General features: G+C 53.0%; 14 protein-coding genes and 1 other RNA gene. 9 read left to right on the plus strand and 6 right to left on the minus strand.

The features are described 5' to 3' along the window. Nucleotides 1-91: 91 nt before the first annotated feature. A complete protein-coding gene (locus ACUN8H_RS12220) occupies nucleotides 92-490 on the plus strand; it encodes a lysozyme inhibitor LprI family protein (RefSeq protein ID WP_445532365.1) in 399 nt (132 codons plus the stop codon). A 98-nt stretch (nucleotides 491-588) separates the two neighbouring features. Here the strand turns inward: ACUN8H_RS12220 and ACUN8H_RS12225 are convergent, their stop codons facing one another. Next, nucleotides 589-1,404, minus strand: coding sequence for a helix-turn-helix domain-containing protein (locus tag ACUN8H_RS12225; RefSeq protein ID WP_445532366.1), 816 nt, complete (start codon nucleotides 1,402-1,404; stop codon nucleotides 589-591). Nucleotides 1,405-1,656: 252 nt separating this feature from the next. Here ACUN8H_RS12225 and ACUN8H_RS12230 point away from each other — a divergent pair, with 252 nt between their 5' ends. The 3 genes from ACUN8H_RS12230 to ACUN8H_RS12240 all read left to right on the plus strand — a co-directional run bounded on the left by ACUN8H_RS12230 (nucleotide 1,657) and on the right by ACUN8H_RS12240 (nucleotide 5,523). Continuing rightward, entirely contained in the window at nucleotides 1,657-3,033 is a 1,377-nt protein-coding gene (locus ACUN8H_RS12230) for an APC family permease (RefSeq protein WP_445532367.1), read from the plus strand. A gap of 13 nt (nucleotides 3,034-3,046) precedes the next feature. After that, nucleotides 3,047-3,934, plus strand: coding sequence for a carbon-nitrogen hydrolase family protein (locus tag ACUN8H_RS12235; RefSeq protein WP_445532368.1), 888 nt, complete (start codon nucleotides 3,047-3,049; stop codon nucleotides 3,932-3,934). 848 nt (nucleotides 3,935-4,782) lie between these two features. Beyond that, nucleotides 4,783-5,523 carry a Crp/Fnr family transcriptional regulator gene (locus ACUN8H_RS12240; protein ID WP_445532369.1) on the plus strand — a complete coding sequence of 247 codons (741 nt, stop codon included), beginning with the start codon at nucleotides 4,783-4,785 and terminating at the stop codon, nucleotides 5,521-5,523. Nucleotides 5,524-5,617: 94 nt separating this feature from the next. Here the strand turns inward: ACUN8H_RS12240 and ACUN8H_RS12245 are convergent, their stop codons facing one another. The 3 genes from ACUN8H_RS12245 to smpB form a co-directional block, all read right to left on the minus strand. Continuing rightward, nucleotides 5,618-5,848 carry a hypothetical protein gene (locus ACUN8H_RS12245; RefSeq protein WP_445532370.1) on the minus strand — a complete coding sequence of 77 codons (231 nt, stop codon included), beginning with the start codon at nucleotides 5,846-5,848 and terminating at the stop codon, nucleotides 5,618-5,620. Nucleotides 5,849-6,189: 341 nt separating this feature from the next. Continuing rightward, nucleotides 6,190-6,567, minus strand: a transfer-messenger RNA (tmRNA) gene (gene ssrA, locus ACUN8H_RS12250). Nucleotides 6,568-6,612: 45 nt separating this feature from the next. Then, nucleotides 6,613-7,104 carry an SsrA-binding protein SmpB gene (smpB, locus tag ACUN8H_RS12255; protein ID WP_008958772.1) on the minus strand — a complete coding sequence of 164 codons (492 nt, stop codon included), beginning with the start codon at nucleotides 7,102-7,104 and terminating at the stop codon, nucleotides 6,613-6,615. Between the two features lie 126 nt (nucleotides 7,105-7,230). Between smpB and ACUN8H_RS12260 the strand changes: the two genes are divergently transcribed. Next, nucleotides 7,231-7,665: a type II toxin-antitoxin system RatA family toxin gene (locus ACUN8H_RS12260; RefSeq protein WP_445532371.1), complete on the plus strand. Its 435-nt coding sequence runs from the start codon at nucleotides 7,231-7,233 to the stop codon at nucleotides 7,663-7,665. Continuing rightward, nucleotides 7,655-7,975, plus strand: a complete 321-nt coding sequence (locus ACUN8H_RS12265; RefSeq protein ID WP_445532372.1) for an RnfH family protein — start codon at nucleotides 7,655-7,657, stop codon at nucleotides 7,973-7,975. The genes ACUN8H_RS12260 and ACUN8H_RS12265 overlap by 11 nt, the downstream gene beginning before the upstream one ends. Before the next feature lie 7 nt (nucleotides 7,976-7,982). Here ACUN8H_RS12265 and ACUN8H_RS12270 read toward each other — a convergent pair whose 3' ends face one another. After that, nucleotides 7,983-8,441 carry an outer membrane protein assembly factor BamE gene (locus ACUN8H_RS12270; RefSeq protein WP_445532373.1) on the minus strand — a complete coding sequence of 153 codons (459 nt, stop codon included), beginning with the start codon at nucleotides 8,439-8,441 and terminating at the stop codon, nucleotides 7,983-7,985. Between the two features lie 72 nt (nucleotides 8,442-8,513). Between ACUN8H_RS12270 and fur the strand changes: the two genes are divergently transcribed. After that, on the plus strand, nucleotides 8,514-8,966 hold the full coding sequence (fur, locus tag ACUN8H_RS12275) for a ferric iron uptake transcriptional regulator (protein ID WP_007111850.1): 453 nt from the start codon (nucleotides 8,514-8,516) through the stop codon (nucleotides 8,964-8,966). Nucleotides 8,967-9,125: 159 nt separating this feature from the next. Here the strand turns inward: fur and recN are convergent, their stop codons facing one another. Beyond that, entirely contained in the window at nucleotides 9,126-10,799 is a 1,674-nt protein-coding gene (gene recN / locus ACUN8H_RS12280; RefSeq protein ID WP_445532374.1) for a DNA repair protein RecN, read from the minus strand. Nucleotides 10,800-11,009: 210 nt separating this feature from the next. Between recN and grpE the strand changes: the two genes are divergently transcribed. Together grpE and dnaK are read left to right on the plus strand one after the other, a co-directional pair. After that, a complete protein-coding gene (gene grpE, locus ACUN8H_RS12285; RefSeq protein ID WP_290700657.1) occupies nucleotides 11,010-11,651 on the plus strand; it encodes a nucleotide exchange factor GrpE in 642 nt (213 codons plus the stop codon). 161 nt (nucleotides 11,652-11,812) lie between these two features. Beyond that, the gene (gene dnaK, locus ACUN8H_RS12290) at nucleotides 11,813-13,747 is read left to right on the plus strand and encodes a molecular chaperone DnaK (RefSeq protein ID WP_290700654.1); all 1,935 of its coding nucleotides are present in this window, start codon (nucleotides 11,813-11,815) and stop codon (nucleotides 13,745-13,747) included. Nucleotides 13,748-13,836 lie beyond the last annotated feature (89 nt).

Consider the following 13,836-nt stretch of genomic DNA (forward strand, 5'->3'; position numbering starts at 1 on the left):
TGTTGTTATTGGCACTGTTGAAATAGGATTCAGGCCAGATCGACGGCACGCTTTCCGTCTTGTTCTACCAATTGTCATAGGGCCATTCATTATGCGTTTGTCTTCACTTCTTATTGTTATTGGGTGGTTGGCCTCAAGCAGCTTTACCTATGCGGGCGATAGGTGTGTTAACGCGACTACTCAGGCTGAGCTCACCGAATGCTCGGCGCAGGCCTATCAAACGGCTGACGATGCGCTAAATGAAGTCTACCAGGTGCTGGTAGACCAATTAAGTAATAACGCCGCGTCACTGGAAAAGCTGAGAGCCGCTCAGCGGGCGTGGATCGGTTTTCGCGATGCCGAGTGTGCATTTGAAAGTAGCGCTGTTGAAGGCGGCAGTGCACAGCCGATGGTGCGTAACGGCTGTCTTGAAGAGCTAACGGAAGCACGTACCGAAGCGCTGCGTGAGCATGCTAGCTGTGAAGAGGGCGATCTAAGTTGCGCGCGATAAAGGTGTTCATCGGCTTGGTGATAATCAGCGATAAGTCATTCATCTAACTGCTTAACTTCACAAGTTTTTTAGCTCTTAAAGCCTAATAAGACTCCGCTTTATTTGTGCTCGGCTAGCCGAGCGAAAAGCGGCATAAGTAGCGCGAAGAGTTCCGCCTGGGACGAAATGCAGCACTTGGCATAGAGTTGGCGGCGGAAGACTTTAACGGTCTGAAGGCTGACTGCCAAGTGGAGACTAATGGATAGGGAGGAGTGGCCTCTTAAAATAAATAAGGCCACTTCGGCTTGGCGTGGGCTCAGACGAATGCTGTGTTGCTGGTTCAGGGCCTCTCTTAGGCGTTCCTCAAGAGGCGCTAGCGGCGCTTTGCCCACGCCTTCAAAGCGGTAATCTTGCCAGTGCTTTTTCAGCAGAGAGCTGAGGGTGTTTTCGTACTGATGCAGATCCTCAAGTTCACGCTTATTGAAAGGCTTGCCACTTGAACGATCCCTACCAAAACAAGCGGTTATCGTTTCACGCTTGGTAATATTGGCGAAAACCGCTACCTCGTCCAGTAGTGTGGTTTGTTGATAGTAATTTTTATAGTAATGCGTGCGCCGAAAGTGATCGGGCGCGATGTCCCTCAATCGACGTATGCCCTGAACATCGCCTCTGAGGTGCTCGCGATAAAACGGATCCAGCAGGTAATCTCCCCCTAAATATTGGCTATCCATGGGTAGATAAACGATGGGGTCGGTGTATTCCCGATAGAGCACCGCTGGCCGGTGTTCGCCGTGATAAGCGATGATGATCAAGTTATCGAATGCCGCTAGACGTTTCACCAATCTGGAAAATTGTTGAGGCAACGCGGGGGTCGCCAGCGCCATGAAGGTATTGGCCAATACTTCGTCAATTTCGCTATGAGTCACCAATTCCACATCCGCAGGCCCCATACCACGCTAGGGTTATATACGATCCGATGAGCTGCCAATACCGTTCTAAAGAGGTTGGCTACTAAGCATCTCAGTCTAGCTGGACAGCTGTAACGCCAGCAACTGGGGGTTATTAGCCGATCCTTAACGGTAGCAAGCTGGTCTAGCTTCGGCGGCTGGCTTGATCAACCACCTCTTCGTTTTGTGCCGACTCAGCGATTGCCCGCTGTCGGTTCCAACGTTTCCTGGAGATGGATCATGACGGATAACAATATCAAACTGGAAAGAACGCTATCCCTAAAAGCCGTGGTGCTGTTTGGCCTAGCCTACATGACGCCATTGATCGTGCTTGGCACCTTCGGGGTAATTGCCAGTACTAGCAATGGCGCCGTACCCACTGCTTATCTCATCACGACCGTTGCCATGCTATTCACGGCATATAGCTACGGCATTATGGCGCGTACTTATCCGGTAGCCGGGTCTGCCTATACTTATGCACGCAGAGCCATCGACTCGCGAGTTGGCTTTATGGTGGGGTGGAGTGTGCTGCTGGATTATTTCTTCCTGCCGATGGTGATTTGGTTGATCGGCGCGGCTTATTTGAACGCACGCTTTCCTGAAGTACCGAGCTGGATATTCCTGCTGGGCTTCATCGGTATCACCACCTTCTTGAATATCTACGGCATCAAGCTCGCGTCCAAAGTGAACTCGTTGTTGATGGTTTTCCAAATACTGGTGATCGCCTTCTTCGTACTGCTTTCAATTCGTCACGTATTTGCGACCGGTGGCACTGATTCGCTTTTTAGCCTGGGGCCTTTCTTGGGTGAAGAGGCCGGTTTCACCGCGATTGCCGCGGGGGCAGCGGTGGCCGCTTACTCTTTCCTTGGTTTTGATGCCGTTACCACATTGACCGAAGAAACCATTGACCCAAAACGTAATATTCCCAAAGCCATCATGCTCACCGCTCTGCTCGGCGGCGGTATCTACGTGCTGGTAGGTTACACCACCCAGCTGGTTCATCCTGGTGGCAGCTTCGTAAACGCCGATTCCGCTGCCTTCGAGATTGCCAAGGCCATCGGTGCGGATCTTTTCGGGGCTATTTTTCTGGCCGGTATGGTGCTCGCCCAATTCACCTCTGGCCTGGCCGCCCAAGCCAGTGCCTCTCGGCTGCTGTTTGCCATGGGGCGGGACGCGGTACTGCCGCCTAAGCTGTTCGGTGCGCTGCACTCGCGCTTCCATACGCCGGTGTTCAATATCGTGTTAACGGGCGCCATTGGCATTATCGCCTTGTTCCTCGATGTATTATCGGCCGCCTCGTTCATCAACTTCGGTGCTTTCATCGCCTTCACGATGGTTAACCTGTCAGTGATCTTTCTGGTGAGCAAAGACGCCGATGCAAAGCGCCAGTATGGTGTGATTAGAGGGATGTTAGTGCCACTCATCGGTGCCCTGGTCAATCTTTGGCTGATGAGTAAGCTGGATATCAACGCCTTTATTCTTGGGGTGATCTGGCTCTCCATTGGCCTCGTTCAGTTGGCCTACCTGACCCGATTCTTCCGTCGCGAGCCGCCGGAAGTGGCCTTTGATGACTCAGAGCCCGAGTCAGCGCCCGCCTCGGAACAAGCGACCTTTTAAACGGAGATTTATTATGTCCAGAAATTTGCCTGTCCTTGCGGCGCAGGAAGCTTCACGGCCGCACGGCACTGACACCGAACTGCTGGACTTTGAGGCCGAGCTGGCGGTACACCTGAGCGACTTCGGTGCCGATTTTGAACAGCCAAGGATGGTGGTTTATCCAGAGCTCTATCTATGCGGTGCCACGGGTACGCCTGAGCAGCGCAGGGAGCAACTGGAAGCTGCGGCTGAACCGATTGATGGCTCCCGTGACCAGCACTTGTCACGTATTGCCCGCAACCTGGGAGTATGGCTGCTACCCGGCACGGTATGCGAGCGGGGAGAAGACGGGCATCTGTACAACACCGCGCCGGTGTATTCGCCCGAAGGTGAGCGAGTGGCTGCCTACCGTAAGTGTTTCCCCTGGCGGCCTTACGAGCCCTATCAGCCGGGAGATCGCTTTGAAGTGTTCGAGGTGCCGGGCATTGGCCGGGTCGGCCTGGCTATCTGCTACGACATCTGGTTTCCCGAGATGGTGCGTCAGCTAGCGTGGCTGGGGGCGGAAGTGATCATCAACCAAGTGGCCACCACCACCTGCGACCGCGCCCAGGAGCAAATCCTTGTGCAGGCCAATGCGATTTTCAACCAAGTGTATATGGTGAGCGCCAACGCGGCCGCGCCTGCGGGAGAAGGCCAGAGTCTAATCGTCGACCCCGAAGGCCGCATCCGCGCGAGGATGCCTGGCGCTACCCCGGGTATTCTGACCGATGTTCTCAACCTGGATGAAGTCGAGCGGGCTCGTACCTTCGGCACTGCAGGTTTGAACCGTATGTGGTCTCAGTTCCGAGACGATGACCCGGTGCTAGAATTACCGATGTACGGAGGCCGAATTGATCCACGTAAGTGGAGGGAAAGGCGTTAAGTAGCCCATCTTGTGCAGGTGGGCTTTACGCCTGTTGATGTCTGTATCCGGTTTAATAGCCTTATAAAGGCTATTGCACGGGAGATAAAACGCTATGAAAACGAGGCTCATAAGTAAAGAAGGTGAAGGTAGCGGTTTGTTAAGGCGGTTTTTTGCGCCTATCGGTGGGCGACCAAGGTTGATCCTACCTATCCTGTGGTCTAGCGTAGGTGCATCGGTGGCAGGAGAGCTGCTGAAGAAACGGACGTCATGCTCAGGATGAGCGATCACAAGCCAGGAAGGCAAAAGCTTTAGAGCGCCCCATTCGTGGGGCGTTTTTTTGTGCCTAAGATATATGCAAATACTCAGCCTTATATATTCATATTAATTGAGCTGAACATTTTTTAACTTATGTTGTTTTTGGTACTTTTTCGTTGAACAGGGTGTTGTTTGTCTAATAAATCCAAATTAAACTGGATGTTCTAGCTGCATTAAACTGCACATAATACGGAAATTCGCTCAGGACGAGCGGCCACAAGTCAGAGAGTAATAAGGCGCCCCTTAAATGGGGCGTTTTTGTTTTTAGTTGTAAGAAATCACTTACAAAATTATCAGCGATGTTCTACAGATGCAGTCGAGAGTAGTTGTTACGGTAAAAGGGTAATGCCAAGGGCACGCCCTCTTTGAGTCCTACTTGCTCGTATCACAATAACAGCCGAATCACGAGGGCTGACTTTCTAAAGCAGCGTTCCTGCTGAGGGTGGCTATTTGTTATTAGAGAGCGCATGATCACGAGCGATCTAACTTCCACCTGATCAGCAGACAAAATGTCGCATATGGCTTCATTCCTGCCAATGATGGAGCCAGCGATGAGAACGTTACTCATCACGCCTAACCTCCTTATTATCCGCAAGCTGGAGAGCATCTTTCTTCTCACCGCAGAAGAGAGGCAGGTAATACATGACTTGCCGATTAAAACGGTTACCCTTCGCCCGGACAAGGCCATATTGAAAATTGGTGATCAGCCAACTCAATGCTGTCTAGTGGTTGAGGGATTTATTTGTGCTTATAAGCTAACGTCTGAAGGGAAGCGCCAGATATTGTCAATATTTATACCGGGCGATATACCTGATCTGCAAAGCTTGCACCTGCCGTATCTGGATGTAAATATTGCCTCATTTACATCTAGCACGCTGGGCTTTATTGAACACGATGATATGAGTAATATCTGCGCTCAGTACCCGCGCCTTTCGGCTGCTTTTTGGCGTGAAACGTTGGTGAGCTGTTCCATTGCGCGAGAGTGGCTTTTAAATATCGGGCAGCGGCATGCTTACAACCGAATTGCCCACCTTATCTGCGAGCTCATGGTGCGACTTGAGGCCGTGGGGTTGGCTAAACAAGCAACGTTCGAGTTGCCGATTACCCAGGTTGAGCTAGCTGATGCGACCGGCATGACGCAAATTCACGTGAATAGAGTACTCCAGGCGCTTCGTAAAGATGGTCTCATTAGTAGCAATAAAAACCAAATAACTGTACTTGATTGGCAGAAGTTAAAGGATGCTGCTGAATTTGACCCTCTTTACCTCCATTTAGTGGAAAACCCAACATAGTTTATAGCGTTATAATTTGGCGCATGCTGATTCGTACCTATACGTGCCACAGAACAAAGATATATACGCCATATAGTGAGAGAAAAAAGCACCTTCAATCTGATGAAGAATCCGACCTGTATAGAGCAAAGCAATGAGGATAACTGTGAACACTACCATTGTCGTGTAATCGAGAGCCGATAGCCTGCTGCGTTTCACGGTGAGACGAGAGAGGGCAGGCCCAGTATCCTAATATATTAAATACATTTGACCCGACAACATTACCTGTTGCGATGTCAGGTTGCTTACGAAAAGCTGCCACACTCGAGGTCGCCAATTCAGGCATGCTAGTGCCTGCAGCCACGATGGTAAGCCCGATAACGGCCTCACTAATGCCAAACCTTGGCTAGGTTAATGGAATGCTCCACCAGCAGGCGTGAGCCTATTACTAGTACGACAAGCGCCCTACAATGCAGACAACATCCAGTGCTCAGTGCCGAGAGGCAGCAAGTGTGGCACTAAGGTTCGTCAGTGCAGGCTCTTTTTGGGCTAGCACTATGTTCATAAAGGTATAGGTGATAATGCCCAGGAAAAGTATGGCCTCTCAAAAAGGTCGAGCACATCCCAACGAGAAGAACAGCCAGACACAAATCAAGCACCCGTAGGTGCTTGATTTGTATAGTAAGGTGGTGGAGGCGGCGGGAATTGAACCCGCGTCCGCCAGCACGCGCCTATTGGCTCTACATGCTTAGATTTCGTCATTTGATTTAACGCGACTGACTCCGACGATCAGGATTCAGCTACGCGAGCCTTCTAAAGTTTAACGCTTGGCGAGAAGACACCACCAAACGCGGTCCTATCAGCTTTAGCTCGTATCCCCTCAGTGATGAATAGGCACATCACCTTGGGGCCAGACAAGAAGCTAACAGTTTAAGCTGCTAGCGCGCCTTGAGCGTAGTTTTCGTCATTTGCGACTATTTTTCGTGATGTGGGATTTACGAGATACATCACGCTCTCGGCATGCACCGCAAGGGTTGTCACCGGCGTCGAAACCATGTCGCCCCCTGATTACAGGTGAGCATTCTAACGTGCTCACAACTAATTGACCAGTTATGCCTTGTTATGTTCCCGCATAATTCGCCCTTTTTGGCGACTCCAGTCGCGATCTTTTTCAGTAGCCCGTTTGTCATGCAGCTGTTTGCCGGTCACTAGCGCCAGCTCGCACTTTACCTTATTGCGCTTCCAATAAAGTTTTAGCGGCACACAGGTGTGACCTTTGTCCTGGGTGATCGAAAAGATCTTGGCGATCTCTTTGCGATGCAGCAGCAATTTACGCGTGCGGGTAGGGTCAGCAATTTCATGGGTGCTTGCCGTGTTGAGTGGCATGATATGGCTACCCAGCAGGAAAGCTTCGCCATTACGCACCAAAATATAGGTGTCGGTAAGCTGAGCTTTGCCGGCACGTAGGCTTTTTACTTCCCAGCCAGCCAGCGACAGCCCTGCCTCGAAGGTCTCATCGATATGGTACTCAAACCGTGCCTTCTTGTTTTGGGCGATAACGCTGCTACCGGGCCCCTTACTATTACCTTTCTTAGTGGCCATGGAACCTCATAATTAATCTGTCAGTGGCATCCCCTTCGTTATTTGGGGAGGCGTGATACCATTTAGCGTCTGAAATAATGTTTCCCATGATACGCTTTGGGCACTGTGAAGTCAGCGGAGAGGTCAATGCCAACCGTCAATCGTTCCGCCTTGGTGCGGCACACCCCCCAGAAAATGTTCGATCTGGTCAACGATTTTGAGCGTTACCCGGAGTTCTTACCCGGTTGCCGTCAGGCGCGCTTAATTGAGCATGATGAGGAACACCTGATCGGTGAAATGACCCTTGGCCGCGCCGGCGTCGAGCAAACCATCACCACTCGTAACGACCTCTTTGCGCCTGAGCGTATAGAGCTTTCGTTGGTAAAAGGCCCCTTCAAACGCCTAAAAGGTCGCTGGCTGTTTATCCCAATGGGAGAAGATGCCTGCAAGGTCAGTTTAGAAATGGAGTTTGAATTTGCTAATCGGCTGCTCGGCATGGCCTTTGGAAAGATTTTTCAGCAAATAGCGGGGCAGTTGGTCGATGCCTTCACCAAGCGCGCAAACGAGCTGTATGGCCCCTGAAACGCTAACGGTTGAGGTAGCCTTCGCACTGCCATCCAAGCAGCGCATAGTGGCGCTGAGGGTGCCTGAGGGCACTACCGCGTGTCAGGCCGTTGCCATGGCGGATTTGCCCGCGCTATTTCCTGACCTGCCTGAAGACACCTTTACTCAGGCGCCGTTAGGAGTATTCGGTAAAGCACTACGTGACCCCGGCACCCACGTGTTGCGTCCCGGAGATCGCGTAGAAGTTTACCGACCGCTGGCCATCGACCCCAAAGCCGCTCGCTTAGAACGCGCCAAGCGCCAGCAAGCGAACGATTCGGGCCGATAAGCGCGTCTTAAGGCTGTGGCACTGGCTGTACCGTCGGCGGTACCGGCGTTTGGGTGCTATCAGCGGGTAAGGCATCCATTGGGTCGACGCCTTCGGTGGCTGGCCCTATGCTGCTCTCATCTTCAAGCGGCAAATCTGCGGATAAATCCCCTTCTTGCTCAATATTCACCAACCGGCCCCGCGGGTCGAAGGTAAGCGTGACACGGCGTTGCTCAACATCGCCGTATGCTTTGTCTAAACGGAAAACATAGTCCCACTGGCTGGCATCAAAGGGCGCTTCTAATAGCGGCCTGCCCATTACGTACGTGACCTGTTCTTGCGTCATGCCGGGCTGAAGCTGGCTCACCATTTCTTGCGTGACCAAGTTGCCTTGGGGGATATCGCGCTTGTACACGCCAACGTAGCTGCAGCCACTAACAACGGTTAGGGCAACGGAGAGCGTGATGATTCGAGTCAATTTTTGCATTTGGACCTATTCTTCACTATCGTGGTTTCGGTTGATCATACCCGACCTAACCTGTTACTGCGAAGAGCGACCATGGCCGATCAGAACCATGAATTGCGCAAAGCCGGTCTGAAAGTGACCCTGCCGCGCGTCAAGATACTTCAGATTCTCGAAAATGTTTCGGGTCAGCACCACCTTAGCGCGGAAGAAGTGTATAAAACACTGATTGATGCGGGCGAAGATGTTGGCCTGGCGACTGTATACCGTGTATTGACTCAGTTTGAGTCAGCGGGTTTGGTTATTCGTCATAATTTTGATGGCGGCCATGCAGTTTTTGAGATGACCCAAGAGGATCACCATGACCACATGGTGTGCCTTGAAAGCGGTGAAATCATCGAGTTTGTCGATGAAATCATCGAGCGTCGTCAGCAGGAGATCGCTGAAGAGCATGGTTACGAACTAGTGGATCATGCTCTAGTGCTTTATGTTCGTCCGCGTGGTTCCGACGTGACCCGCCAAGATAGCGGGCCGACGAACAAGAAATAATGTTCGCGGTTAGACACGGCACGCAGCTCGATAATATGAACGCCCCTGTATTACCTGTTCGAATTCGCCATTAAGGGAATTTTTCAGGTAATCAGGGGCGTTTTATTTTGCGGCGTCGAAAGTCCTGATAGGTGTATTTCTTGATAGAGGTATTTCTGATCAGTGCGGTGGGCGCTGGCTGGCGTGCAGCATTTCGCGGGCATGCGCCAGGGTTTGGTCGGAAAGCGTCACCCCGCCCAACATGCGTGCCAGTTCACTGATGCGCCCCTGTTCGTCGAGCAGCGCCATCTGGGTTAGCGTTGTGTCGCGTTTTGCCTGCTTCTCAATATGCAGGTGCTGATGCGCTTGTGCCGCTACCTGGGGTAGATGCGTCACGGTCATCACCTGGCCGTTCTCGCCCAGCTTGCGTAACAGCTGGCCGACGATTTCTGCAGTGGCGCCTGAAATACCCACATCCACTTCGTCAAATACCAGGCTGGGCACCGTCGAATGTGTGGCTGCGACCACTTGAATCGCTAGGCTGATCCGCGACAGTTCGCCGCCAGAAGCCACTTTGGTTAACGGCCGGGCGGGCTGGCCGGGGTTGGCGCTAATTAAGAACTGCACACGATCAAGCCCTTCAGGGGAGGGCGACTCTTTTGCCGTGACCTCCACTTCAAAGCGGGCTTTGCCCATGGCTAAAAAGCCCAACTGCTGCTGTACTTCCTTACCTAAGCGAAGTGCCGCTTTTTGGCGATTATCGCTCAGCTTTTTCGCTTCTTGGCGGTAGCGTTCGCGGTATTCGACCACCTGAGCGCTTAGCGCCTCGAGGTCATTGCCACCCTCTTCCAACTGGGCCACCTCCCGCTGTAAATCGGCATGCAGGGCGCAGAGTTCTTCTGGTGCCACGTGATGCTTGCGGGCAATCCGGTGCACGTCGGTCATTCGCTCTTCCACCCAGGCGAGCCGTTCAGGGTCTAGCTCGGTGGTGCTGGCAAGACGGTTGAGCTCGCTGGAGGCCTCTTCCACTTGAATGCGTGCATCACTCAGCATGGCCAGCGTGTTCGCCAGCGTGCCCTTGTCGCTGCCCGGCAGGGCGCTCAAGTGGGCGAAGGCTTGGTTGAGCAAAGAGAGCGCGCCGCCTTCATCGCTGGCGCAACAGTCAGCGGCAAATTGCGTTTCACGCAACGTCTCTTCCGCGTGTGCCAGGGTATGCTGCTCTTCCTCTAGGGTGGCCAGCTCGCCTTCGGCCAAACCGAGCTGGTCCAGCTCTTCCACTTGGTAACGCAGCAGCTGCCGTTTGGCCTCCACTTCGCTGCCTTCCTCGCTTAGCTTTTTTAGCTGACGGCGGGCATTACGCCACTCGCGAAACGTGTCAGCTAATTGGGTAGTGGCATCGTTCAGGCCTGCGTAATCATCCAACAACGCAAGGTGGGTCTCTTCACGCATTAAAGCGTGGTGGGCATGCTGGCCGTGAATTTGAATCAGCTGCTCGCCGAGGGATTTGAGATCCGAGATAGTCGCAGGGTGGCCGTTAATCCACGCCTTGGAGCGCCCGTTGGCAGTAACAACACGGCGCAGCAAGCACTCTTCGGCAGGGAGTTCACGTGCCGTTAGCCACTCGACGGCGGCGGGCAGGTGTTGAATATCGAAACGCGCAGAAAGATCCGTGCGCTCCTGGCCATGGCGCACGCTGCCGGCGTCGGCGCGTTCGCCCAGGCAGAGCCCCAAGGCGCCCAGCAGGATCGATTTCCCCGCCCCGGTTTCCCCGGTAATGGCCGTCATGCCGCCGGTTAGGTCGAGTTCTAAATGATCAACAATAGCGAAATCTTGAATAGCGAGCTGAGTAAGCATGACGCCTCCCAAGGCGGAACAGCACAGGAGCTGGATACTTATCCAATAGTTGTTGATTTATACAGTAGTTAATAACTCACTTCAATGCACCTCTTGAGATGAAATTTATGGCCCCCATATAGCGTGCATGATCAATTAAAGCGAGTAACTAACGGCTTACTTCTTTGCGCGCCGCCCGCGTGGCCGCGCTCTACTTTTTAGGAGCACAACATGGCGAAAGAACCGCAAACCCCAATGGATGATGAGTTGGCCCGCCACGAGCACGAAGCCGAGGGCGCTGAGCAAGCGGCCGAGAAGGTGGCAGAAGAGCGCTTGATGGAAGGCGAACTCGAAGGCTTGATCAATGATGATGAGCCCTTGGAAGGTAACGTCGATAACCCTGAAGCAGAAATGCTGGCTGCTCAGGTAGGTGAATTAGAGCAGAGCTTGGCCGATGCCAAGGATCAAGCCCTGCGCGCTGCCGCCGAAGCGCAAAACGTACGCCGCCGTGCCGAGCAAGAAGCTGAAAAAGCGCGCAAGTTCGCGCTTGAGAAGTTTGTCAAAGAGCTGCTGCCGGTCGTTGATAGCCTGGAAAAAGCGCTTGAAACCATGGAAGAGGGTGCCTCGGAAATTCACCGTGAAGGCGTTTCCATGACCTTGAAAATGCAGCTGGACGTACTCAATAAGTTCGGTGTGGAAAGTATCGAACCTCACGGCGAACCCTTCGATCCTCAGGTACACGAAGCCATGACCATGGTGCCCAACCCGGATCTTGATCCGAACACCGTGATGGACGTTATGCAGAAAGGCTATCTGCTTAATGGACGCTTGGTGCGCCCGGCGATGGTGGTAGTGAGTAAAAAAGCCGATTAAGCCACTGGCGGCACACAAGTGAAAAAAAGTGTGTGAAAAAAAAGCCCTTGAAATGTCAGCGGCGGCCCCCAAATAAAGGGCAACCCCGCGGGGAAACCCGCAGACACGCTTTAAAAGTCTAAATTTTCAGTTTTGTAACAACCGAATTCGAGGTTATTGCTATGGGACGTATAATTGGTATCGACCTGGGCACCACTAACTCTTGTGTGGCCGTGCTCGATGGTGACAGCGCTAAAGTCATTGAAAACGCCGAAGGCGGCCGCACAACGCCTTCTATCATCGCTTACACCGATGATGGCGAAACGCTGGTAGGCCAAGCGGCCAAACGCCAAGCGGTGACTAACCCAGAAAACACGCTGTATGCCATCAAGCGCTTAATTGGCCGTCGCTTTAAAGACGACGTTGTCCAAAAAGATATCAAAATGGTGCCGTACAAAATCACCGAAGCAGATAACGGTGATGCCTGGGTTGAAGTGAAAGGCAAAAAAATGGCACCGCCGCAGGTAAGCGCTGAAGTTCTGAAGAAAATGAAGAAGACGGCTGAAGACTACTTGGGTGAAACCGTCACCGAAGCGGTGATCACTGTGCCGGCTTACTTCAACGACAGCCAGCGTCAGGCCACCAAAGATGCTGGCCGTATCGCCGGTCTAGACGTTAAGCGCATCATCAATGAGCCGACCGCTGCTGCACTGGCCTACGGTATGGACAAATCGCGCGGCGACAAAACCATCGCGGTTTATGACCTGGGTGGCGGTACCTTCGATATCTCGATCATCGAAATTGCCGATGTCGACGGCGAAACCCAGTTTGAAGTGTTGGCCACCAACGGTGACACCTTCCTGGGTGGCGAAGATTTCGACTTGGCATTAATCAACTACTTGGTCGACCAGTTCAAGTCTGACAGCGGCATCGACCTGTCTGGCGACAACTTGGCCATGCAGCGTCTGAAAGAAGCCGCAGAGAAAGCCAAAATTGAGCTTTCCAGTGCTCAGCAGACCGACGTGAACCTGCCTTATATCACTGCCGACAACACTGGCCCGAAACACCTTAACGTTAAGGTGACCCGTGCCAAGCTGGAGTCGCTGGTTGAAGAGCTGGTTCAGCGCTCGCTCGAGCCGTGCAAAATGGCACTTAAAGATGCTGGCTTGTCCGCGTCTGAAATCGACGAAGTGATCTTGGTCGGTGGCCAGACACGCATGCCGATGGTGCAGAAAAAAGCCGCTGACTTCTTCGGTAAAGAAGCACGCAAAGACGTTAACCCGGACGAAGCGGTTGCCGTGGGTGCCGCGATTCAGGGCGGCGTACTGGGTGGCGACGTTAAAGACGTACTGCTACTCGACGTTACCCCGCTTACCTTGGGCATCGAAACCCTGGGTGGTGTGATGACGCCGCTGATCGAGAAGAACACCACCATCCCGACCAAGAAGACACAAACCTTCTCAACCGCGGATGACAACCAGACGGCCGTGACCATTCACGCCGTACAGGGTGAGCGTAAGCAAGTGTCGCAGAATAAGTCGCTAGGCCGTTTTGACCTTGCCGACATTCCGCCGGCACCGCGCGGTGTGCCACAGATCGAAGTCGCCTTCGACTTGGATGCCAACGGTATTCTGAACGTATCGGCGAAAGACAAGGCCACTGGCAAAGAGCAGTCCATCGTCATTAAGGCCTCTAGCGGTTTGTCCGAGGAAGAAGTCGAGCAAATGGTACGCGATGCCGAAGCGCACGCTGAAGAGGACAAAAAGTTCGAAGAGCTGGTACAGCTGCGTAACCAAGCGGATGGCATGATTCACGCCACGCGTAAAACGTTGGAAGAAGCGGGCGACAAAGCGACTGACGACGAGAAGCAGGCGATTGAAACGGCCATCAGCGAATTGGAAGAAGCGGTTAAAGGCGACGACGTCGACAACATCCAGAAGAAACTGGATGCATTGACCGAAGCCTCAGGCCAGCTAGCCCAGAAGATGTACGCCGAGCAGGCAGAAGCGGCTCAGCAAGAGGGCGGTGAAGGTACCGAAAACACAGGTTCCAAGCCGGAAGATGACGTGGTTGACGCCGAGTACGAAGAAGTCAACGACGATCAGAAAAAGCAGTAATAACCTCTTTCTGCCAAGGAAAGCGGTGACGCGGGAGCTTACTCCCGCGTTGCTGTTTCCGCGGCCAAGACGCACGTAGCTAACGGAAT

This window comes from Vreelandella sp. V005, from assembly GCF_052645115.1.

Bases quoted from the DNA above. Each gene is read 5' to 3' on its own strand.
- ACUN8H_RS12220 (WP_445532365.1), top strand. From the start codon at position 92: ATGCGTTTGTCTTCACTTCTTATTGTTATTGGGTGGTTGGCCTCAAGC.
- ACUN8H_RS12230 (WP_445532367.1), top strand. From the start codon at position 1,657: ATGACGGATAACAATATCAAACTGGAAAGAACGCTATCCCTAAAAGCC.
- ACUN8H_RS12235 (WP_445532368.1), top strand. From the start codon at position 3,047: ATGTCCAGAAATTTGCCTGTCCTTGCGGCGCAGGAAGCTTCACGGCCG.
- ACUN8H_RS12240 (WP_445532369.1), top strand. From the start codon at position 4,783: ATGAGAACGTTACTCATCACGCCTAACCTCCTTATTATCCGCAAGCTG.
- ACUN8H_RS12245 (WP_445532370.1), bottom strand. From the start codon at position 5,848: ATGCCTGAATTGGCGACCTCGAGTGTGGCAGCTTTTCGTAAGCAACCT.
- smpB (WP_008958772.1), bottom strand. From the start codon at position 7,104: ATGGCCACTAAGAAAGGTAATAGTAAGGGGCCCGGTAGCAGCGTTATC.
- ACUN8H_RS12260 (WP_445532371.1), top strand. From the start codon at position 7,231: ATGCCAACCGTCAATCGTTCCGCCTTGGTGCGGCACACCCCCCAGAAA.
- ACUN8H_RS12265 (WP_445532372.1), top strand. From the start codon at position 7,655: ATGGCCCCTGAAACGCTAACGGTTGAGGTAGCCTTCGCACTGCCATCC.
- ACUN8H_RS12270 (WP_445532373.1), bottom strand. From the start codon at position 8,441: ATGCAAAAATTGACTCGAATCATCACGCTCTCCGTTGCCCTAACCGTT.
- fur (WP_007111850.1), top strand. From the start codon at position 8,514: ATGGCCGATCAGAACCATGAATTGCGCAAAGCCGGTCTGAAAGTGACC.
- recN (WP_445532374.1), bottom strand. From the start codon at position 10,799: ATGCTTACTCAGCTCGCTATTCAAGATTTCGCTATTGTTGATCATTTA.
- grpE (WP_290700657.1), top strand. From the start codon at position 11,010: ATGGCGAAAGAACCGCAAACCCCAATGGATGATGAGTTGGCCCGCCAC.
- dnaK (WP_290700654.1), top strand. From the start codon at position 11,813: ATGGGACGTATAATTGGTATCGACCTGGGCACCACTAACTCTTGTGTG.